This is a genomic window from Rhodovulum tesquicola, from assembly GCF_024128855.1.
GTDB classification, from domain to species: domain Bacteria; phylum Pseudomonadota; class Alphaproteobacteria; order Rhodobacterales; family Rhodobacteraceae; genus Rhodovulum; species Rhodovulum tesquicola.
Window position 1 is genome coordinate 208,143 of the sequence record NZ_JAMYDV010000003.1, and the last position, 18,828, is coordinate 226,970.

Annotated in this window: 23 protein-coding genes; 5 read left to right on the forward strand and 18 right to left on the reverse strand. The window is 65.7% G+C overall.

Translation table 11 applies throughout. From position 1 onward, the window contains the following. The first annotated feature begins 3 nt into the window (after positions 1-3). From NHN26_RS05115 to NHN26_RS05130, 4 genes are read left to right on the forward strand one after another with little or no spacing between them, the layout of a single operon-like run. Entirely contained in the window at positions 4-291 is a 288-nt protein-coding gene (locus tag NHN26_RS05115) for a 2Fe-2S iron-sulfur cluster-binding protein (RefSeq protein WP_253088427.1), read from the forward strand. A 51-nt stretch (positions 292-342) separates the two neighbouring features. Next, positions 343-540 (forward strand): 4Fe-4S binding protein, encoded by a 198-nt coding sequence (locus NHN26_RS05120; protein WP_253088428.1) that lies wholly within the window; start codon positions 343-345, stop codon positions 538-540. A 10-nt stretch (positions 541-550) separates the two neighbouring features. After that, positions 551-1,027 carry a SoxR reducing system RseC family protein gene (locus tag NHN26_RS05125; RefSeq protein WP_253088429.1) on the forward strand — a complete coding sequence of 159 codons (477 nt, stop codon included), beginning with the start codon at positions 551-553 and terminating at the stop codon, positions 1,025-1,027. Beyond that, positions 1,024-2,121 carry an FAD:protein FMN transferase gene (locus NHN26_RS05130; RefSeq protein ID WP_253088430.1) on the forward strand — a complete coding sequence of 366 codons (1,098 nt, stop codon included), beginning with the start codon at positions 1,024-1,026 and terminating at the stop codon, positions 2,119-2,121. Before NHN26_RS05125 ends, NHN26_RS05130 begins: the two co-directional genes overlap by 4 nt. Here NHN26_RS05130 and NHN26_RS05135 read toward each other — a convergent pair. From NHN26_RS05135 to NHN26_RS05220, 18 genes are all read right to left on the reverse strand, one after another. Next, on the reverse strand, positions 2,118-2,489 hold the full coding sequence (locus tag NHN26_RS05135; protein ID WP_253088431.1) for a 2Fe-2S iron-sulfur cluster-binding protein: 372 nt from the start codon (positions 2,487-2,489) through the stop codon (positions 2,118-2,120). The genes NHN26_RS05130 and NHN26_RS05135 overlap by 4 nt on opposite strands. A gap of 286 nt (positions 2,490-2,775) precedes the next feature. Beyond that, on the reverse strand, positions 2,776-3,081 hold the full coding sequence (fdxB, locus tag NHN26_RS05140; protein ID WP_253088432.1) for a ferredoxin III, nif-specific: 306 nt from the start codon (positions 3,079-3,081) through the stop codon (positions 2,776-2,778). 3 nt (positions 3,082-3,084) lie between these two features. Further along, complete coding sequence (locus NHN26_RS05145) at positions 3,085-3,294, reverse strand: CCE_0567 family metalloprotein (RefSeq protein WP_253088433.1); 210 nt, start codon at positions 3,292-3,294, stop codon at positions 3,085-3,087. 137 nt (positions 3,295-3,431) lie between these two features. Beyond that, positions 3,432-3,905, reverse strand: coding sequence for a NifX-associated nitrogen fixation protein (locus tag NHN26_RS05150; RefSeq protein WP_253088434.1), 474 nt, complete (start codon positions 3,903-3,905; stop codon positions 3,432-3,434). Beyond that, entirely contained in the window at positions 3,902-4,342 is a 441-nt protein-coding gene (gene nifX / locus NHN26_RS05155; protein ID WP_253088435.1) for a nitrogen fixation protein NifX, read from the reverse strand. The genes NHN26_RS05150 and nifX overlap by 4 nt, the downstream gene beginning before the upstream one ends. Before the next feature lie 13 nt (positions 4,343-4,355). Continuing rightward, positions 4,356-5,750: a nitrogenase iron-molybdenum cofactor biosynthesis protein NifN gene (gene nifN, locus NHN26_RS05160; protein ID WP_253088436.1), complete on the reverse strand. Its 1,395-nt coding sequence runs from the start codon at positions 5,748-5,750 to the stop codon at positions 4,356-4,358. Position 5,751: 1 nt separating this feature from the next. Continuing rightward, positions 5,752-7,230 carry a nitrogenase iron-molybdenum cofactor biosynthesis protein NifE gene (gene nifE / locus NHN26_RS05165; RefSeq protein WP_253088437.1) on the reverse strand — a complete coding sequence of 493 codons (1,479 nt, stop codon included), beginning with the start codon at positions 7,228-7,230 and terminating at the stop codon, positions 5,752-5,754. Positions 7,231-7,510: 280 nt separating this feature from the next. Further along, a complete protein-coding gene (nifK, locus tag NHN26_RS05170; RefSeq protein ID WP_253088438.1) occupies positions 7,511-9,049 on the reverse strand; it encodes a nitrogenase molybdenum-iron protein subunit beta in 1,539 nt (512 codons plus the stop codon). A gap of 94 nt (positions 9,050-9,143) precedes the next feature. Continuing rightward, positions 9,144-10,613 carry a nitrogenase molybdenum-iron protein alpha chain gene (gene nifD / locus NHN26_RS05175; protein WP_253088439.1) on the reverse strand — a complete coding sequence of 490 codons (1,470 nt, stop codon included), beginning with the start codon at positions 10,611-10,613 and terminating at the stop codon, positions 9,144-9,146. A gap of 66 nt (positions 10,614-10,679) precedes the next feature. Beyond that, entirely contained in the window at positions 10,680-11,564 is an 885-nt protein-coding gene (gene nifH, locus NHN26_RS05180; RefSeq protein ID WP_253088440.1) for a nitrogenase iron protein, read from the reverse strand. 330 nt (positions 11,565-11,894) lie between these two features. Further along, the gene (locus NHN26_RS05185; RefSeq protein WP_253088441.1) at positions 11,895-12,728 is read right to left on the reverse strand and encodes an SIR2 family NAD-dependent protein deacylase; all 834 of its coding nucleotides are present in this window, start codon (positions 12,726-12,728) and stop codon (positions 11,895-11,897) included. A gap of 5 nt (positions 12,729-12,733) precedes the next feature. Next, a complete protein-coding gene (nifT, locus tag NHN26_RS05190) occupies positions 12,734-12,943 on the reverse strand; it encodes a putative nitrogen fixation protein NifT (protein WP_253088442.1) in 210 nt (69 codons plus the stop codon). After that, a complete protein-coding gene (locus NHN26_RS05195; protein WP_253088443.1) occupies positions 12,940-13,218 on the reverse strand; it encodes a nitrogen fixation protein NifZ in 279 nt (92 codons plus the stop codon). Before NHN26_RS05195 ends, nifT begins: the two co-directional genes overlap by 4 nt. Then, a complete protein-coding gene (locus tag NHN26_RS05200; protein ID WP_253088444.1) occupies positions 13,205-13,978 on the reverse strand; it encodes a 4Fe4S-binding leucine-rich repeat protein in 774 nt (257 codons plus the stop codon). Before NHN26_RS05200 ends, NHN26_RS05195 begins: the two co-directional genes overlap by 14 nt. Positions 13,979-13,985: 7 nt before the next feature. After that, positions 13,986-14,180: a 4Fe-4S binding protein gene (locus NHN26_RS05205; RefSeq protein ID WP_253088445.1), complete on the reverse strand. Its 195-nt coding sequence runs from the start codon at positions 14,178-14,180 to the stop codon at positions 13,986-13,988. Positions 14,181-14,207: 27 nt separating this feature from the next. Then, positions 14,208-15,671, reverse strand: coding sequence for a nitrogenase cofactor biosynthesis protein NifB (gene nifB / locus NHN26_RS05210; RefSeq protein WP_253088446.1), 1,464 nt, complete (start codon positions 15,669-15,671; stop codon positions 14,208-14,210). Positions 15,672-15,952: 281 nt separating this feature from the next. Beyond that, positions 15,953-17,746, reverse strand: a complete 1,794-nt coding sequence (gene nifA / locus NHN26_RS05215) for a nif-specific transcriptional activator NifA (protein ID WP_253088447.1) — start codon at positions 17,744-17,746, stop codon at positions 15,953-15,955. Positions 17,747-17,959: 213 nt separating this feature from the next. Beyond that, entirely contained in the window at positions 17,960-18,583 is a 624-nt protein-coding gene (locus NHN26_RS05220; protein WP_253088448.1) for an exopolysaccharide biosynthesis protein, read from the reverse strand. A 155-nt stretch (positions 18,584-18,738) separates the two neighbouring features. On the opposite strand from NHN26_RS05220, the gene NHN26_RS05225 reads away from it, so the two are divergent. Continuing rightward, positions 18,739-18,828 (forward strand): transposase (locus NHN26_RS05225; protein ID WP_253088457.1); only part of this gene is annotated, 90 nt, incomplete at its 3' end.

Here is an 18,828-nt window from a genome sequence, read left to right on the forward strand (position 1 = left end):
CCGATGGGCACGGCAAAGCTGACCTTCGCAGACGTCGCGCTGACGGTGAACGTGCCGCAGGGCACCCGGATCATCGAGATCTCGGAAAAGGTGGGCTCGGGCATCACCTATGGTTGCCGCGAGGGCGAATGCGGCACCTGCATCACGCGCATCGTCGAGGGGATGGAGAACCTCTCCGAACCCTCCGCGCTGGAGATCCGCGTGCTCAAGGACAACCTCGCCGGCCGCAACGACCGATTGGCCTGCCAGTGCCAGGTGCTGAAAGGCACCGTCAAGGTGCGCCCGGGCTGAGGCCAGAACATACCCTGCAACGATCTGAAAACCGAAAGAAAGGACAAGACCATGGCCATGATGATCGACAGCACGATGTGCACCGCCTGCGGCGATTGCGAATCCGTCTGTCCCACCTTGGCGATCATTCCCCACAAGGGCGTCTACATGATCCAGGCCGACAAATGCACCGAATGCGAGCCGGATCATGACATGCCGCAATGCCTGAATGCCTGCATGGAAGACGGCTGCATCAGTCCGGCCGACTAGGGGAACGATCATGCCGGACCAGGACCCCGAAGACCCGCGCGCCCTGCGTCAGACCCTTCGGGTCGCTGGCGTCGAGGGCGCGGTGGTGCGGCTCGAAGCGAGCCGCCTGTCGGGCTGCGCCGCATGCGCGGCCCGCGCCGGTTGCGGCGCGGGCGCGCTGGCCGAACTGCTTGACGCGGGCCCGCTGGAGATCGCCCTGCCCCGCATCGGGCATGTGGCGCCCGGCGATCAGGTCGTGGTCTCGATCCCCGGCACGGCCTTCCTCGGGGCCGCCGGGCTGGCCTACCTGTTGCCGCCCGCGGCGCTGGTCCTTGCGGCCACGGGGTTCTCGGCGGGCGGCCTGTCGGACCTTTGGGTCGCTCTTCTCTGCGTGCCGGTTCTGGCGCTCTCCTTCCTTCCGGCGCGGCGCGCCGACAGCAGGGGGCGTTTCGCGTCGGCACTGCGCATCGAGGAGGTGATCCCGGCGGAGGATCGGGCCCGTCCATGACACGGCCAAGACCGCTTATCCCCGCCCTTGCGGTGGTGGCGATTTGCGCGGCGCTTTTTCTCGCCGCGGCGCGCGCCCCCCGACCCGACCACGTGACCCGCGAAACGCTCTATGTCTTCGGCACGCTGGTCGAGATGGAGATCCGCGGCGAAAGCCCCGCACGGGCCGAGGCCGCAACCGCCGCCCTTGGCCGCCTGCTGCAAGCGCTCCATGACGACTGGCATGCCTGGCGCCCGGGCGCGCTGGGCGATCTCAACGCCGCGATCGCGCGCGGGGAGGCGCTGACCGTCGATCCGGGGCTTGCCGAAGTGCTGCGCACAGGGCGCCGGCTGTCCTGCGATAGCGGCGGGCTGTTCGACCCGGCCATCGGCGGGCTGATCGGGCTCTGGGGCTTTCATGCCGACACCGCGCCGACCGGCGCCCCCCCGACGCGTGGCGATATCGCCGCCCATCTTGACGCCCGCCCACGCATGACCGACCTGCGGATCGAGGGCACGGTCGTGTCATCCTCCAACCCGGCCGTGCAGCTCGACCTGGGCGGATTCGCAAAAGGCGTGGCGCTCGACCTTGCCGCGGCCGAATTGCGCGCCTCGGGCATCGCGAATGCGGTGCTGAACGCGGGCGGCGATGTCAACGTGATTGGTACCCATGGCAAAAGGCCCTGGCGCGTGGCGATCCGCGATCCCTTCGTCTGGGGCGCCGTCGCGGCGGTTTCGCTGCGATCGGGCGAGGTGCTTTACACGTCCGGCAATTACGAACGCTATTTCGAGGATCAAGGCGAGCGCTTCGCCCATATCATCGACCCGCGCACCGGCTATCCGGTGCGCGAGATCGTGTCGGTCTCGGTGCTCGACACCGATGGGGCACGGGCCGATGCCGCGGCCACCGCGCTTGCTGTGGCGGGGCCGACGGACTGGGCGCGGGTCGCATCGGCGATGGGGGTGTCGGCGGTGCTGATCATCACCGAAGACGGCCGGCTCGTGGCGACGCCTGCGATGATGGACCGGATCGAACCTGCCGGACAGGATTTTCCCGGCCCGGTCGCGATCATGCCCCTGCCGCCCCAAGGCCGGCCCCCCGGCTGCGACGGCTAGTCGGCGCCCCCCGGCACGCCCGAAAAGGTCACCGTCACATCCTCGTCGCGGGCAATGAACTGGCAGGCCAGCCGATAGCGCGGCGGCAGGTCATTGACCTCGGCATTCTCGATTTCCTCCGGGGTGATCTTGCCCAACTCCCTGAGTTTGCTCTTTTCCTTCTCGGTCAGCATGATCCCTTTCCTCTGCGACGGGTCGTCGTATCCGACCTCGATCAGGCAGGAGCCGCAATTGCCGTCACGGCATTCGAAGGGGATCGGAATCTGGTGTTGCTCGGCAAGGGCGAGGATCGTCCGGGTGTCGCCGGCGACGGCATAGACCGCCTTGTCCTTGTGCATCATCGGCGAGGTGAAGGTCACGATGGCCATGTCAGATACTCCTTGTCTGCCGCCCCTCGGGGCGGGAATTCCGTGGTTCGAACCGGGCGCACGTCTCCGGAGCATTGCCAAGCAAGAACCGTGCCAGCCGCCCCTTGGCCACGATCCCGGACCTTCTTTTCGCCTCACCCTTCCGCAAGCGCGTCGCAAAGCCGACAGGGGCCAGGCGACACCCGCCGCTCCCTTCTTCTTGGAAAAATACCCCGGGGGGGGACGCGGGGGGCAGCGCCCCCCGCGCGGGTCGCCCCGGCGAAAGCCGGGGCGAAACCCGAAGGGATCAGGCAGCGGCCTCGGCGGGCGCGTGGGTCTGGCACCCCGACGGGCAGACGCGAGCGCAGGCGCCGCAGCCGATGCAATCGCCGGAATCCGCGACGACCATCACCTTGCGTTCGATGTCGGCCTCGTATTCCTCGTCATCGACATCGACGATCATCTCTTCGTCGGTCACGCCTTTCAACGTCAGCACTTTGCGCGCGCAGACCTTGTAGCACCGGCCGCAGCCGATGCATTTCTCCATGTCGATTTCCATCAGGAAATGCGGCGTGTATTCCGTTCCTGCGCGGGTATGGGCGGTGATCGGCATGGGTCAAGCCTCCTCGGCGGCCTTCTTCGCCGCCTTGAGGTCCTCGCGCGCGGCGTCGAGTTCCCTGAACAGCTCATGGGCCTGCTGGGCGACCTCGGGGATCCTCTCCCAATCCGTCGGCAACTCCTCTGCCAGGTCGTGCAGGTTCATCTTGGCCTCTGTCGACCGCATCGACAGTTTCTTCACGCGGGATTCAAGCTCTTCCAGGGTCATGGCGTGATCCTCGGATCGGGTTTCGCGGTGCCGGAGCAGAACCGGCGGGAGAACGGGATGCGCCCGGCCAGGGGCCTCAGCGGGACGGCGGGACGCAACGGGGCGGCTGGCGCAGCGCGCGCATGCGGATCATCGGCTCAGGCCCCCACGGCTTCGGGAAAGCGCGCGACCATTTCGGCCGCGTCCGCGGTCATCCTGTCGCCCGCCTCGGCCAGCTTGGCATAGCTTTCGAAGCCGAAGCGGTGGATGTCGCGGACATGTTTCGACAGCACCACCAGCCGGCCCGAGATCAGAACGATGCGCCCGAAGCCTTCGTGATGGATCTTGGACATCTGCGCGGCCATCGCACCGGTGCGCTTTTCCAGCAGCAGCGCGATCGCGTCGTAGAATTTCTCTACCCGCCAAAGAAGGTCGGGATCGGGATCGCCCATGATCGGCATGTCGCGGCGTTCCTCGCGGGTCACGATGAAATCGGCCAGCAGTTCGGCATCGGTCTTGTCATCCCAGCTGCCATAGCTGTCCTCGGCGCGGATCACCGCGACAAGCTGTTTCAGGAAATCGCTCGCGGGCATCTCGCCGCCACGCGGCAGGGTTTCGGTCTCTGCGGTCATTCGATGACGTCCTCGGCATAGTCGGCGGCGAAATCGGTTTGCGGGCGGCCCAGAACCTTGCGCAGGAACGGCGGGGGCGAGCCTTTCAGCATGTTCTGCGTCTGGGCCAGGACGTCGGAAATGGGTTCGGGCCCCTTGCGCTTTATCGGGTGGATCCCTGCGCGCACGACCTTGGCGGCCGAGGGTCCGCCGATCGCCAGCACGAACAGCAATGCACAGCCCGACAGCGCCTCGACCTTGGGGGTGATTCGGTCGTCGATGGTGTCGTGCTGGCCATCCTGGGAGGTGAAATCGCCGAATTCCAGCACCTCGACCACCCGTGCCGTGCGTGTCGTCACCTCGTAGATCGCGAATTTCCTGGCCGAGCCGAAATGCGCGTCGAGATGTTCCATGTCATTGGTGGCAATGGCAATCTTCAGGGGTTTCTCGTTGGTCATACCGGTCTCCGGCTCAATGAGGCGCAGTCTGCGAGCGGTCATGTTCGAACTCCGGTTCCATGGGGGCCGCACCGAAATCCTGCGGCTGGGCGTTGTGGGGATGGGCAAGCACGGCATTCGCCACCTCGAAGAGGAAAGCGCGGGTGCCGCGATAGCCGACGCGGCAGGCATCCTGCGCGCCAAGGCGGTCGTTGATCGGAAAGCCTGCGCGGATCAGCGGCAGGCCGAGAGCGGCAGCGGCGTGGCGGCCATGGGCGTGAGAGATCAGAAGCCTCGCGCCGCCATCCCGCGCGCCCTCTTCCAGATCGCCCAGATCGCCGAGGACCGCGGTCTCGCAGGGGATCAGCTCTACGATCGGGTTGGCCGCCGAGGTGGTCACGACGGCGACCGCCTCGGCCCCCATCGCCGCAAGCGCCGAGGACAGCGCATAGGCAAGATCGGGATCGGCGGCGATGGCGTATTTCAGCCCCCCGGTCTGGAAATGCGCATCCAGCATCGCGTCCTGCGCCCGGGCGCGGTCGCGCCGGATCGCGGGGGGCGCATCGGTGGTGCCGGCGACACGCATCAGCGCGGCAACGAAGGCGTCGACCGCCTTCAGCCCGGTGAGCGACGGGAAGACCTGCACCGGCATGTGGCCGCGCTCGGCCAACAGTGTCGCGGCCCCGCGCATGCTCTCACCGATGGCGAAAGTGACCGCGGATCTGGCCATCGCGGGAATGTCGTCCAGTCGCGTGCCGCCCAGCGACTTGCCCGACCAGTCCTCGGCGAGATGCCCGTCGAGCGAGGCGGACAGGTCCGGCAGCACGATCGGTTTCAGGCCGAAGGCGCGGATCATCCGGACGATCTCCTCGATCTCGGCGGGCGTCAGATAGGCCGCAGGCAGCAAGTTCACCTGGCGCAGGTCGGGGTCGCGCCACATCGGGTCGATCTCGGGAACCAACGTGTCGATGATCGCACGCACCGCCTTGGCCCAGCCATCCTCCATGGCGCCCTCGAAATCGGGGGTCGCTGCATAGACAACCCGGAGGTTTGCGAAATCGGAGCGGCGGGCCATGATGTCGGCCACCTCGCCCCGGATATCCTCGCCGCTTGTTTCGGTCAGCGCGGTCGAGGCGATTCCGATGAAGCGCGGATCGGCCTTCTTCTTGAGGTTCGCGATGGCCTCCTCGATCTGCTCGGCGCCACCGAGGATCGTGCTGACCTCGTTCATCGCAGTGGTCTGCAGCGGGATCGCCTCGCGGAAATGGCGCACCATGTGGACCATGGCGAAGGCGGTGCAGCCCTGCGCGCCATGGAACAGCGGCACCGCACCCTCGATCCCGAGATAGGCCATGGCAGCGCCCAGCGGGGCGCTGGATTTCAGCGGATTGGTCGAAAGCGCGCGGCGCGGGCGGGTCAGGCGGGCCATCTCAGCAATCCTCGTGATCAGAGGGGTCGTTGGATATGCCCGAGACCGGGCAACGGTCCTTGACCCGCGGGCGGGAACCGGCAAAGGCGCGGGCTTCGTCCCAGGGTGCGGGGCGGCGAACATCCTGCCACATGGGGTTGTTCACCGAACGGTCGATGGCGCGCACGAGGTCGATCATGCCCATGTAGCCCGCATAGGGTTCATGCTTTTCCTGGTTTACGTCGATCCAGGGCACGCGAGCCTTCAACGCCACGAACTGGCTGCGCGCGCCCGACATCAGGACGTCGGCCCCCGAGGCCCTGAGCGTGGCGTACATCTCTTTCGGGGCCATGTTGTCGAACATGTGGGTATCCGTCCCCATGATCTCGACCACGCGGGCCTTGTCCGTTTCGGTGGCCTTGCGGACGCTCGTCCCGACGACCTCCATCCCAAGTTCCTGCAGCGCCGAGACCACCGACCAGCTCTTGTGCCCGCCGGTGTAAAGCAGCACCCGCCGTCCCGCGACACGCGGCTTGAGCGGTTCGAGCGCGGCGCGGACCCCTGCCTCCTCCTCTGCGATCAACGCCTCGCAGCGGTCCAGCAGATCGGGTGCGGCGCCGCGCTCGACCAGCATCCGGCACATCGTGCGCAGCGCCTCGGACGTGTCAGAGATGCCGTAGAACGACCCCTCGAAGAACGGGATGCCGTATTTCTCCTCCATCTTCCGCGCCAGCCCCAGCAGCGCGTGCGAACAGACCAGCATGGTGACGCGCGCCCGGTGCATCTGCGCGACCTGCCTGTAGCGCGCATCCGCGGACAGCGACCCGAGGATGCGAATGCCCAGCCGGTCCAGGAGCGGCTTGATCTGCCAGAGCTCGCCGGACAGGTTGTAATCACCCATGATGTTGATGTCGGTGTCGGTGGTGCGCTCGGGTTCCTGCGTTCCGATCACATGGCGGAACATCATCTCGCCGCCCAGCTTGCAGCCGAGGTTCTTGGAGCCCGCAAACCCCGGCACGTCGACCGGGATTGCGGGCGTGCCGAACGCCTCGGTCGCGGCCTTGCAGACGGCGACGATGTCGTCGCCGGTCATCGAGGTCACGCAGGTGGCATAGACGAAGATTGCGGGCGGCGCGTGCTTCTCGACGATCTCGCGGATCGCGCGGTAGAGCTTCTTCTCGCCATGGCCCATGACGATGTCGAGCTCGGTCAGGTCGGTGGTGAAGCCGGTCTTGTAGAGCATCGGCCCCGACGAGGCCGAGCCGCGGTTGTCCCAGGAATTGCCGCTGCAGGCGAGCGGCGCATGGACCAGATGGGCCACGTCGACGATGGGCTGCAACGTGATCATAGCCCCGTCGAAGGCACAGCCCCCGGCCGCGGCCCCCGGCGTCAACGGCTTGGCGCAGCCTTTCTTGCGGTCGGCGGCGGACTTGGCGCGGTTGGTGGCACAGGCCGGTTCCTGGAAGGCGTCCTGAACGGTGGACTTGAGGGCGTCGGACATCGGTGACTCCGCTTTGATGAACGAAAGGAAGCAGAAAGCGTGCCAAGCCGCTTTCGACGGACAGGTTCACCGACTTTTCAAGGGATTGGACGAATGGCGCGAGTGTGTCGACGGGACCGATGTCGGGCATTTGTCGGGGAAACGACATGGATCGTTCGCCCCGAGCCGAAACAGACGAGGCGCGACCGGCAAACTCAGCCGGCCGCGCCTGCGCAGTCCCTGAAGGCGGGACTGGGACGGTACCCCGGCGCGGGGACAGGGTGTGCGCCGGGGCCGCCTCTTAGCGGGTGAGATCGAAGGAAATGTCGGTCTCGCCCAGGGTGCCCGTGTCGGTGTCGAGCTTGTCGAGCACGGTATCGAGGATCTTCACCAGCACGTTCAGCCCGCCGTGGTAGCCCCAGGTGGGGAAACGGTGGTGGTGGTGACGGTCGAAGATCGGGAAGGTCAGCCGGATCAGCGGAATGCCCAGATCGCGCTCCAGATATTTGCCGTAGCTGTTGCCGATCAGCAGATCCGTGAGCTCGGTCGCCATGATCGAGCGCAGGTGCCAAAGATCCTTGCCGGCCCAGACCTGGCAGCCCTTGCCGAAGGGCGAGGACGCCAGCAGCGCCTCCATCTTCTCCTTCCACTCCTTGCTGCCATTGGTGGCAAGGCAATGGGTCGGTTCGCCGCCGGTTTCCATCACGAAGCGGGCCATCGAATAGACGAAGTCCGGGTCGCCATAGATCGCGTAGGTCTTGCCGTGCAGATAGGCCTGGCTGTCGGCCATCGCATCGACCAGCCGCCCGCGCTCCAGCGTCAGGCTGTCGGGGATCGCCTTGCCCGACAGCTCCGACATCTTCATCAGGAACTCGTCGGTGCCGGCGACGCCCATCGGATAGTGGAACGAAGCAACGTCCTGGCCCACCTTCTCGCACAGTTCCAGCGTCTTCCTGGTGCAGTATTCCTGCATCGAGACGGTCGCCTTGGCATTCACGGCCTTCTTCGCCGCGTCGAGCTTGGTGCCGCCGTCATACATCCGGAACTCGCCATCCGACGGGGTATCGTAGACATCCGACACGTCCGACAGAACCGTGTAGTTCACGCCCATCGCGTCCAGCATCCGGTTCAGTTCGCGGATATTGCCGACCGCGTAGCCGTCGAAGCCCGGAATGATGTTGACCGAGGCGTTTTCCTTGCGCTTCGCGTCCTTCCAGAAGTGGCCCAGGATGCCCTTCATCATGTTGTCATAACCGTCAACATGGCTGCCGACGAAAGCGGGCGTATGGGCGAAGGGCACGTCGAAGTCCTGCGGCACGCTCTCCTTGTCCTTCGCTTGCAGGATGAAGGAGTTGAGGTCGTCGCCGATCACCTCGGCCATGCAGGTGGTCGAGACCGCGATCATCTTCGGCTCGTAGAGCGCATAGGTATTGGCCAGGCCGTCCACCAGGTTCACCAGGCCGCCGAAGACCGCCGCGTCCTCGGTCATCGAGGAGGAAACCGCCGAGGCCGGCTCCTTGAAATGGCGCGACAGGTGCGAGCGGTAATAGGCCACGCAGCCCTGCGAGCCATGCACGAAGCTCATCGTGCCCTCGAAGCCCGCGGCAGCGAAGACCGCGCCCAGCGGCTGACAGGCCTTGGCCGGGTTGATGACCAGCGCCTCGCGGGCAAGGTTCTTCTCGCGGTAGTCCCAGGACTTGGTCCAGTCCAGGATCTCCGTTACCTGCGGTGCGGGCGTGGCGTTCTCGTACTTGGCCCGCTTGTTCTCGAGCATCTGCTTGTATTCGGGTTCATAGAACAGCTTGTTGTGGTCAAGCACCTTGTCTACCGATTGGGGCATCTCTTTGGTCCTTTTTCAGGCCCGTCCGCATTCCGGGACGCCAGCCGAAAGGGTTGATGGAGAGGCAGGGGCCACAGGCCCCCGCCCGGAGCCGTCAGGCCGATTTCTTCCAGGGCGCGTCGAACAGGCCCCAGACCGGGTTGTTGATCGCGAGGTCCATGTCGCGGGCAAAGATCGCGAAACCGTCATAGCCGTGATAGGGGCCGGAATAGTCCCAGCTGTGCATCTGGCGGAAAGGGATGCCCATCTTCTGCGTCGGGTACTTTTCCTTGATGCCGGACCCCACCAGATCGGGGCGGATCGTCTCGATGAACTTCTCGAGCTCGTAGCCCGTGACGTCATCGTAGATCAGCGTGCCTTCCTTGATGTACTCGCCGGTGCGCTTGTAGTCGTCGCCATGGGCGAACTCGTAGCCCGTGCCGACGATCTCCATGCCCAGATCGTGATAGGCGGTCACGACGTGACGCGGGCGCAGGCCGCCGACATAAAGCATCACCTTCTTGCCTTCGAGGCGGGGCTTGTATTTCGCCAGAACCTGATCGACCAGGGGCTGGTATCTGGCGATGACCTCTTCGGCCTTGTCCTGGATGGTCTGATCGAACTTGGCGGCGATGGCACGCAGGCTTGCGGCGATCTGGCTGGGTCCGAAGAAGTTGTATTCCATCCACGGCACGCCGTGGGTCTCTTCCATGTAACGGCAGATGTAGTTCATCGACCGGTAGCAGTGGATGAGGTTCAGCTTGGCCTTGGGGGCGTTCTCGATCTCGGCCAGCGTCGCATCGCCCGACCACGAGCCGACCACGTTCAGGCCGATCTCTTCCAGCAGGATACGGCTCGACCAGGCATCGCCGCCGATATTGTAATCGCCGATGATGTTGACGTCGTAGTCGGTCGCCTCGATCGCAGTGCCTTCGCCAGTCAGCACCCAGTCGCGGACCGCATCATTGGCGATATGGTGGCCTAGGCTCTGCGACACACCGCGGAAACCCTCGCAGCGCACCGGCACGATGGTCTTGGCGATGTCTTTCTTCTTCTTCTTCGCCACCGCCTCGATGTCGTCGCCGATCAGGCCGATCGGGCATTCCGACTGCACCGTGATGCCCTTGGACAGGGGAAACAGCTCGTTGATCTCGTCGATCGTCTTCTCCAGCTTCTTGTCGCCGCCGAAGACGATATCCTTTTCCTGGAAGTCGGTCGTGAACTGGAAGGTCACGAAGCTGTCCACGCCGGTGGTGCCGGTGTAGTAGTTCCGACGCTGGGACCAGGAATAGTGACCGCAGCCGACGGGGCCGTGGCTGATATGGACCATGTCCTTGATCGGTCCCCAGACCACGCCTTTCGACCCGGCATAGGCGCAGCCGCGGATCGTCATGACGCCGGGCACGGATTTCACGTTCGACTTCACCGTGTCGCATTTCGACACGATCTCGGTTTCACCTTCTTCGACCGGACCGGCCGTGGACAGGTGCTTGGCTCGTCTTTTCTGAGCCTTTTTCGGGTAGGCAGCGAGAACCTCTTCGATGAGTTTCGTGTGGTCCGCGCCGTCTTCCAGATCTTTTGCCATCTCGGAGACTCCTTGTTGAGGGCAGGCCGGCGGCAGAGCGCCGGCCCAGGGGAACTTGGCGCCGACTTACGCCGACTTCGCTTCGGTCTCGGCGATCGCAGCCAGGCGGTCTTCCTCGGACTGCATGATGCCGAAATCGAGCAGCATCTGCTCCAGCTCTTCCATGGTGATCGGGGTCGGGATCACGCCCTTGCCCGAGTTCTCGTGGATCTTGCGCGCCAGCTGGCGGTACTCTTCGGCCTGCTTGCTGTCGGGCGCATACTGGATCACCGTCTCGCGGCGCAGTTCGGCATGCTGCACGATATTGTCGCGCGGCACGAAGTGGATCATCTTGCAGCCCAGCCGTTCGGCCAGCGCCTCGGCAAGTTCCAGCTCGCGGTCGGTCTGGCGCTCGTTGCAGATCAAGCCGCCCAGGCGCACGCCGCCCGAGTTGGCGTATTTCAGGATGCCCTTGGCGATGTTGTTGGCGGCGTAAAGCGCCATCATCTCGCCCGACATCACGATGTAGATTTCCTGCGCCTTGTTCTCGCGGATCGGCATGGCGAAGCCGCCGCAGACCACGTCGCCCAGCACGTCGTAGGACACATAGTCCACGTCGTCATAGGCACCGTTCTCCTCGAGAAAGTTGATCGCGGTGATCACGCCGCGGCCGGCGCAGCCAACGCCCGGTTCGGGGCCACCGGCCTCGGTGCACTTGATGCCCTTGTAGCCGACCTTCATCACGTCCTCGAGTTCGAGGTCCTCGACCGAACCCATTTCGGCGGCCATGTGGATCACCGTGTCCTGCATCTTGGTGTTCAGGATCAGGCGGGTGGAGTCGGCCTTGGGGTCGCAGCCAACGATGAGGATTCTCTGGCCCATCTCGACCAGGGCGGCCAGGGTGTTCTGGGAGGTGGTGGATTTTCCGATGCCACCCTTGCCGTAGAAGGCGATCTGTCTCAGCGCGCTCATGGGGTTTTCCTTTGCAGCTATCTGTGTCCGGTGTCGCGAGAAGGCGTCGCGGCCGCTCTCGCTCCTTCGGAAGCAGCAAGCGTGCCAAGCCCGCTTGAAATTCCGTTTGCTTGCAAAACAACGCCTTGGAGGCGCCTTCCCCGAACTGCCGCGCTGTGTAAAACCCGACAAAGGCACGACAATCACATCTCGGCGTCGGCCATGGGCGGGATCGGTGCAGCGTTCTGCACCGTTGCCGTCCGGGAGAAGGCCAACGATATCGTTCGCGCGAGACGGAAAACGGCCCCCGAACGGGGGCCGCAATGCAAGGGCGCTCATTCTGGCTGGCGCTCAGGCAGGAGTGGCGATCGCCTCGGCCACCGCGGAAAGCGGCAGGTCCAGCCGCTCGATTCCCAGTTCCTCGAAGAACTTCGCCTCCATCCGCGTCAACTCGCCCTCGATCAGGGCCACATGACCCCGGCCCGAGCGTTTCGCAATCTGGCGGGCGAATAGGCGCAGCATCTGGTCGTCGAAACGGCAGCCCAGGAACAGGAAGGGCCGACCGGTGCGCCGCGCCTGCACTTCCTCAGGGATCGGCGACTGGATGTCGATCTCGGTCAGCACCTCGACATAATCGCTGTCCGAAAGCAAAAAGGAATGGCCGGGCCGGATCACCCCGTGGGGCTTGTAGATCAGCGTCTGCCACGCTGGATCTGGCGCATCGCCCAGAAACGCCCCGGTCGCGTCATAGGCCCGGGTCCAGACTTCGCGCCATTCGCCGTTGCGGCTGATCCCCTGCACCCAGCCCCAGTTGCCCATCCCCTCCGCCATCGCGGCATCCAGGATCTGGCCGTCATACCAGGCATCCACGATCATCGGTGGGCGCACCCGCGCCAGCCAGCGATGCAGCGGCCCGGGCGCCGGGCGGTCGGAAAACGCCTCCTGCACGATGCTCTCCAGCGTCTTGCGCAGACGGCGGCTCTCGACGAACTGGGCGACCGACCACAGATTGCCCGCGGCGCGTTTCGGGGCGCGGACCCTTGCCTCGATCGCGGCACACAGCGCGGCGGGAGAGGCCGGTTGCGCCCCCCCCGACATCGCCGCAACGCCCGCGCCGAGATAAGGCACGCGCGTGCCCGCGGCGACCTCGTCGAGAAGCTGCGCAAGGCGGGTTTCAGCACCCATCTCCCCTACTCCACCGCCAACCGGCGCGCGTCCACCGTGATCGGCAGCTTCGGCGCCTCGTCGAAGGCCGGCATCTCGAAGATCCAGCCATTCGAGAGCTTTGCCCAGCCGCCCCAGATCGCCGGGGTTTCGGACTCGACGATCAATTCTTCGAGGTCCTTCTTGGCGACATAGACCTCCATGCCCTTGGGGGTTTCGCGAACGGTGATCTTCATGGCGCACTCTCCTTGTCGAGGCTGGTCAGCTCGTGCACCCGCATGCCCACGATCGAGCGGCTGTCCACGAATTCGACGGCGTAGATGTAGAACTGGTTGAGAAAGGTGCCGATGTCGCGCACATAGCCGACCTCTCCCTTGGACACGACGCGCTCGCCGATCTCGCGGCCGGGCACGGTGCCGTCATTGCGGATATGTTTCAGGCAGCGCACCTTCTCGCCGGGCCCGAAGGCGGGTGGGCCGTAGATCTCGATCTCTCGGTCATCGGTCGACATCGCTGTCCCTTTCTGCGGCAAGTTCTCTCAGGCGCGCCGCGGCAGCCTCGCGGACGGGCGCTTCGGAATCGTCCAGAAGGCGCGCGGCCAGTTCGGGTCCGGCGCGTTCGGCCACCGCGTGGCGAACCCGCAGGTCCGGATCGTCCGCAAGTCGGCTCAGCGCCTCTGGTACCAGCCTTGCGGCCACCGCCCGCCGGACCAGCGGATCGGGATCGCCGATCAGATGGACAAGCCAGCGCGGCGCAACCCGTTCGGCCACCAGGATCCGGATTTCCGGATCGGGGTCGCGCACCAGCATCGGCAGGACGCCCGGATCGGCCCGCCGCGCCGCCACCTGGCGGACATGGGCGTCGGCATCATCGAGCAGCGGCACGAGGTCGGCGAAGGGCAGCCGCCAAGCCAGCGCGGCACGCACCTCGCGGTCGGGATCTTTCAGGGCCACGCGGGCCTGCGCCGCGGGCAGGCGCAGAACGGCGACCACGCGCACCCCTGCATCCGGGTCGTCAAGCAGGGGGCGCAGGCGAAACAGGTTCGCCACGCGCGCCGCCTGGGCCCTGGTCTCGGAATAGGGCGCCTCGAGGCAAAGATCGGCGGCGTCGGGATTCATCATGAAGAACCGGGCGATCCGAGGCGCGTAGCGATCGAACGCGCAGGACCAGCCGGGACCGCACTGGCGCCCGGCCTTGAGCGCCGCGAACCGGCATTCCGCACAATCCAGCGCGTGCCCCTCCCAGTCGGCTGGATCGGGTCCCTCCGGCATCTCGCGCTCAGGCCGGGATGCAGGTGGCGGGCACCGGACAGATCTCGGCGCATTGCGGATTCTCGAAATGGCCTTCGCATTCGCTGCACAGGGCCGGGTCGATCACATAGATGTCGTTCCTCAGCGTGATCGCCGCGTTGGGGCATTCGAATTCGCAGGCCCCGCAGAGGGTGCATTGGGATGTGACGATCTTGAAGGCCATTGGACTCTCCTGGACTTGCCCTGGGGGTCAAGCGCGCCGTGCGGCCCCCCCGCCCTTTCGCGCCGACCTGGTCGAAAGGACGGCGGCGATCGCCGCCTCGATATAGTCCTGCCCAAGGCTGTCGATCGCCTCGATACCCGCCGCGGCCAGCCGGTTCCGGGGGCCTTCGCCGATCTTGGCGCAAAGGACATAGGGCACGTCCGCAAGCACCCGCAGGATCTCGTCCATCCGCTCGCTATCGCCATGACCGCCAAGGCAGTAATTGTCCGCGCGGCGGTGCCCGACAAATCGAATGCCGTCGGCGTCGGCCTCGTAGATCTGAAACTCGGTCGCATATCCGAAATGCAGGTTGATCCGGCCCGACCCCCGGGTGCAGACGGCAAAGAGGGTCGGCTTTTCGGCGGCGGGCAGCACGGCCTCCGCGGCGGCGGCGGCGCGGTCGCGGCGTTCCTCGGCGACCCATGCGCGATAGGCTTCGCGGGCTTCGGGCGCGTCCTCGATCACCTCGGGCAGCTTGTCGAGGGTGAATTCCTGGCCGCGATCCTCGCCCAACAGGCCCACCGCATCGGCGCGGCACTGGCGGCAATGCCGCATCAGGTTGGCGCCGCCCGCACAGGCATCCTGCACCTTCTTCAGTTCCGCCGCGGTCGGGCCGCGCTGGCCGGTCAGGCCGAAATGCGTGCCATGCGCCGGATCGGAAATCAGCGGCATGATATTGTGCAGGAAGGCGCCGCGTTCCTTCACCGCCTTGTTCACCTCGATCAGATGCTCGTCATTGATGCCGGGGATCAGCACCGAGTTCACCTTCACGAGCACGCCTTTTTGATGCAGCATCTCGAGGCTTTGCAACTGGCGGTCGCGCAGGATGGTCGCGGCCTCGATCCCGGTCCGGCGCTTGCCGCCAAAGAAAATCCACGGATAGATCTTCTCGCCGATCTCCGGGTCGATGGCATTGATGGTGATCGTCACATGGTCGATATTCATTGCGACGATCTCATCTATGTGGTCCGGCAGCGCCAGGCCGTTGGACGACATGCACAACCTGATGTCGGGCAACCGCGCGGCGACCAGATCGAAGGTGGCTCTGGTCCGGCGCCAGTCATAGGCAGCGTCCCCCGGCCCCGCGATGCCGAGGACCGACAGTTGCGGCACCTCGGCGGCAACCGCCAGCACCTTGCGCGCGGCCTGCTCCGGCGTCAGCCGCTCCGACACGACGCCCGGACGGCTTTCATTGGCGCAGTCGTATTTGCGGTTGCAGTAGTTGCACTGGATGTTGCAGGCGGGCGCAACGGCCACATGCATCCGGGCGAAGTAGTGATGCGCCTCTTCCGAGTAGCAGGGATGGTCCTTGACCTTGGCCCAGGTGGCCGGGTCCATGTCCGCCGGTCCCGCCTTCGAACCGCAGGAAGAGGCCGCGCAACCGCCCTCCTTCTTCATCTCCTTGCGGGTGGCGATCTTGAGACCGGACAGCGGGACAAGAGGGGCGGACATGGGACGGACTCCTTGGGCCTGGGCGCTCGGAGTGATGTAAGCAGGAAGCGTGCCAACCGCATACCGGCACCGCACCGGCCGGAAATCGCCAGGCATTGCGCGCGCGGGCTGTCGCGGCGGCGACAGTGCGTCGGAAACGCGACATTCAGGATGGGCGAGGTGGGATGCGGGAACCGGCTTGCCACGTCGAGCCGCGCGAGGACCGCCCCCCTGCCCCGCGCGCCTCTTGCGTGATGGCCAGGCCGAAATCGGGCGTCCCTCGCCCGTGCGCAAAACGCCTGTCAGAACTTGCGCAGTTCGATTCCATGCTTCCTGAGCGCATAGCCGATCTGGCGCGGCGTCAGGCCCAGGAGGCGGGCAGCCTTGGCCTGAACCCAGCCTGCCCGCTCCATCGCGTCGATCAGGCGCGCGCGTTCGTCGCCTGTGTCGTCAGACTCGTCGGTTGTCGGCGACGCAGGCGTCGCAGGTGGCGCGAAGGCGCTGGGGGACGCCGGTTCGCCGAACCCCGGCGGCGCGGGCGGGACCGGCGGGCGCTGGCCCGCACCGCTGTCGATCACCGGAAGCGGCATGCGAACCGCGCCCAGCCCGCCGATGGGCGAACGATCGCCCGACTGCATGCGCCAAAGCTCTGCTGAAAGGCAGGTGCCCTGCATGCAGGCCAGTTCGCGCTCGTCGATCTCGCTGCCCGAAGAAAGCGCGGCGACCCGGCTGACGCAGTTCTCGAGCTCGCGGACATTGCCCGGGAACTGGCAGCGCGCGAGGGCTGCCATGGCGGCCGGAGTCATCCGCTTTTCCATGCCGTTCTGGGCGTTGAACCGGTCAAGGAAGACCTGCGCCAGACGCGGCACATCCTCCAGGCGCTCGCGCAGGGGCGGCAGGACGATCGGCACCACGCAGATGCGGAAATAAAGGTCCGCCCGGAAATCGCCCCGCGCCACGGCAGCCTCGAGATCGCGGTTCGTTGCCGTCACCAGCCGCACATCGACCTTGAGCGTCTTCGCCCCGCCGACCCTCTCGAACTCGCCCTCCTGCAGGATGCGCAGGAGCTTCGCCTGAAACTCGGGACCGATCTCGCCGATCTCGTCCAGGAAGAGGGTGCCGGTATCGGCCAGTTCGAACCGGCCTTTCTTCTGGGCGATCGCACCGGTAAAGGACCCCTTTTCATGGCCGAAAAGCTCGGATTCCAGAAGGCTCTGGCTCAGCGCCGCGCAGTTGACCTTGACGAAGGGACGGTCGCGGCGGTCCGACAGCGCATGCACGGCCTTCGCGAACAGTTCCTTGCCGGTACCGCTTTCGCCACGCAGCAGCACGGGGGTATTGGTCCGCGCAACCTTTCGGATCTGTGCCGTCACCGCCTTGATCGCGGGGCTGTCGCCGATGATGCCCTTGATCGGCTGGTCGCGCAGTCGGCAATCATCGGCAGCCGTCTCGCTGACGGAATGCAGCGCCTGACGTGCCTCTTCCATCAGCCGCTCGCGATCCCGCGCGACAAGTCGGCGGAACTTGATCGACTGTTCCAGGATCGCGGCAACCATCGTGAGCACGCGCTGATCCTCTTCGAGGTAGCGCAGACCTCCCTCTTCGAGATCGCGCCAGGCGCCCAACACGCCAATCACATAGGGCGAATGGTTCTGTTCGCGGATCGGAACCGCGATCAGTGCCAGCCGGTCATGCGGCGCCCCGGGCGGGATCGCGGCCTCGCCCAATTCGTCGCGGACATTGCGCGAGACCAGCGCGACACCGGTGCGAAACACCTGCCGCGTCGCCCGGATCGGCAGCGCCCGGATCTCGGGCGGCGCGCAGGTTGCACCATGCGTGGTCGCGGCGATAACGAAGGGGTTCACCGGCTTGCCATCGCCTGCCGTCCTGCTCTTGTCGTCCAGCAGCGCCAGCGCCCCCATCCGAAGACCCATGAACGACGAAAGCACGTTCAGAACCGAAGGCATCGCCGCGATCGGGTCGCTGGCGCCGGTCAGGATCTTCGCCGCCTCGCAAACCGTGTTCAGCGGGAAGCGCTCGATCTGCTGGCGTCCCGCGGCCTGAGGGTGGCGTGGCTCAAAGGGGGTGGAAATCATGTCGTCCTCACTTCTCGGCAAAGAATCGGCCGATGCGCCTGACATGTCCATGGAAGGCGCGAACAGGTCCCGCGATTTCGCCGATTTTCCCCGGCGGGCTGGGCGCTGCTTGTCAGTTTTCCGACAACCGATGCTGCGCTGCCGCATTTTTCGGCATTTCGGTAGTGGACGGAACCGCTTGACGGGAATCGCCCAGAGGGCCGGTGCGGGCGGTCACCCCATCATCGCTTCGGCACCTTCGGCAAGGGACAGGACGATCACGACCGTCAGCAGCACCGCAAAGGCACCGAAGGCAAGCCCAAGCACCGCGACCACGCCGTCGCGTTCGACCAACCCGACGCCCACGATGAACAGCGCGATCGCCGGAAACCATCCGCTGCCCGGCACCGGCAGAAACAGCGTGAAAGCGATCACGAACAGCGCCAGTCCAAGCAGCGGCTCGTGCCTGCGTGCAAAAAGCACCTCAAGGCGCGGGCGCAACCTGCGTTCCAGCCGCCGGGTCACCGGTCGCAACCCCAGCAGCCTACGGCGCAGTTTCTGCCGGTCGATCCGCATCCGGGCCAGCGGGCCGGGCAGCCGCACATGGGGAAAGCCAAGTGTCATCTGAAGCGTGGTCACCAGAAGCGGCAGCGCGGTGATCACCGACGAGCCCGGCGGCAACGGCAGGATCGTGATCAGCGAGAACACCACGATAGCCCAACCGAAAGACCGCTCGCCCAGGCCGGCGAGAAGGCTTCCCAGCGTCAGGTTCCCCGCCCGATGCTGCGCGCGCGAGGTTCTGAGGATCGGCATGGACAGGGACGGCCGACGTCCGGTGCGCTTATTGCTTTGCGGCATGGCGTTCCCCTCGCTGCCCTGCTGATATCGCGACAACCGCCGCACGATGCAATGGCCAGTGACACCGAAGGTTCGTCCCCCGGTGCTCGGGGTGGCCTGCTGCCGGTTTCGTGGACACGAAGATAAGATCGTGACCAAGGACCTGGAGATCGGACATGGTAAGACGGAAGTTCACGAAGGAGTTCAAGTTTGAGGCTGTGAAGCTGGTGACAGATCGGGGCGTTGCGGTGGCGCAGGCGGCCCGA

What these genes read in the sequence shown, in the direction of transcription:
- NHN26_RS05115 (WP_253088427.1), top strand. Translation starts at nt 4, where the DNA reads ATGGGCACGGCAAAGCTGACCTTCGCAGACGTCGCGCTGACGGTGAAC.
- NHN26_RS05120 (WP_253088428.1), top strand. Translation starts at nt 343, where the DNA reads ATGGCCATGATGATCGACAGCACGATGTGCACCGCCTGCGGCGATTGC.
- NHN26_RS05125 (WP_253088429.1), top strand. Translation starts at nt 551, where the DNA reads ATGCCGGACCAGGACCCCGAAGACCCGCGCGCCCTGCGTCAGACCCTT.
- NHN26_RS05130 (WP_253088430.1), top strand. Translation starts at nt 1,024, where the DNA reads ATGACACGGCCAAGACCGCTTATCCCCGCCCTTGCGGTGGTGGCGATT.
- NHN26_RS05135 (WP_253088431.1), bottom strand. Translation starts at nt 2,489, where the DNA reads ATGGCCATCGTGACCTTCACCTCGCCGATGATGCACAAGGACAAGGCG.
- fdxB (WP_253088432.1), bottom strand. Translation starts at nt 3,081, where the DNA reads ATGCCGATCACCGCCCATACCCGCGCAGGAACGGAATACACGCCGCAT.
- NHN26_RS05145 (WP_253088433.1), bottom strand. Translation starts at nt 3,294, where the DNA reads ATGACCCTGGAAGAGCTTGAATCCCGCGTGAAGAAACTGTCGATGCGG.
- NHN26_RS05150 (WP_253088434.1), bottom strand. Translation starts at nt 3,905, where the DNA reads ATGACCGCAGAGACCGAAACCCTGCCGCGTGGCGGCGAGATGCCCGCG.
- nifX (WP_253088435.1), bottom strand. Translation starts at nt 4,342, where the DNA reads ATGACCAACGAGAAACCCCTGAAGATTGCCATTGCCACCAATGACATG.
- nifN (WP_253088436.1), bottom strand. Translation starts at nt 5,750, where the DNA reads ATGGCCCGCCTGACCCGCCCGCGCCGCGCGCTTTCGACCAATCCGCTG.
- nifE (WP_253088437.1), bottom strand. Translation starts at nt 7,230, where the DNA reads ATGTCCGACGCCCTCAAGTCCACCGTTCAGGACGCCTTCCAGGAACCG.
- nifK (WP_253088438.1), bottom strand. Translation starts at nt 9,049, where the DNA reads ATGCCCCAATCGGTAGACAAGGTGCTTGACCACAACAAGCTGTTCTAT.
- nifD (WP_253088439.1), bottom strand. Translation starts at nt 10,613, where the DNA reads ATGGCAAAAGATCTGGAAGACGGCGCGGACCACACGAAACTCATCGAA.
- nifH (WP_253088440.1), bottom strand. Translation starts at nt 11,564, where the DNA reads ATGAGCGCGCTGAGACAGATCGCCTTCTACGGCAAGGGTGGCATCGGA.
- NHN26_RS05185 (WP_253088441.1), bottom strand. Translation starts at nt 12,728, where the DNA reads ATGGGTGCTGAAACCCGCCTTGCGCAGCTTCTCGACGAGGTCGCCGCG.
- nifT (WP_253088442.1), bottom strand. Translation starts at nt 12,943, where the DNA reads ATGAAGATCACCGTTCGCGAAACCCCCAAGGGCATGGAGGTCTATGTC.
- NHN26_RS05195 (WP_253088443.1), bottom strand. Translation starts at nt 13,218, where the DNA reads ATGTCGACCGATGACCGAGAGATCGAGATCTACGGCCCACCCGCCTTC.
- NHN26_RS05200 (WP_253088444.1), bottom strand. Translation starts at nt 13,978, where the DNA reads ATGCCGGAGGGACCCGATCCAGCCGACTGGGAGGGGCACGCGCTGGAT.
- NHN26_RS05205 (WP_253088445.1), bottom strand. Translation starts at nt 14,180, where the DNA reads ATGGCCTTCAAGATCGTCACATCCCAATGCACCCTCTGCGGGGCCTGC.
- nifB (WP_253088446.1), bottom strand. Translation starts at nt 15,671, where the DNA reads ATGTCCGCCCCTCTTGTCCCGCTGTCCGGTCTCAAGATCGCCACCCGC.
- nifA (WP_253088447.1), bottom strand. Translation starts at nt 17,746, where the DNA reads ATGATTTCCACCCCCTTTGAGCCACGCCACCCTCAGGCCGCGGGACGC.
- NHN26_RS05220 (WP_253088448.1), bottom strand. Translation starts at nt 18,583, where the DNA reads ATGCCGCAAAGCAATAAGCGCACCGGACGTCGGCCGTCCCTGTCCATG.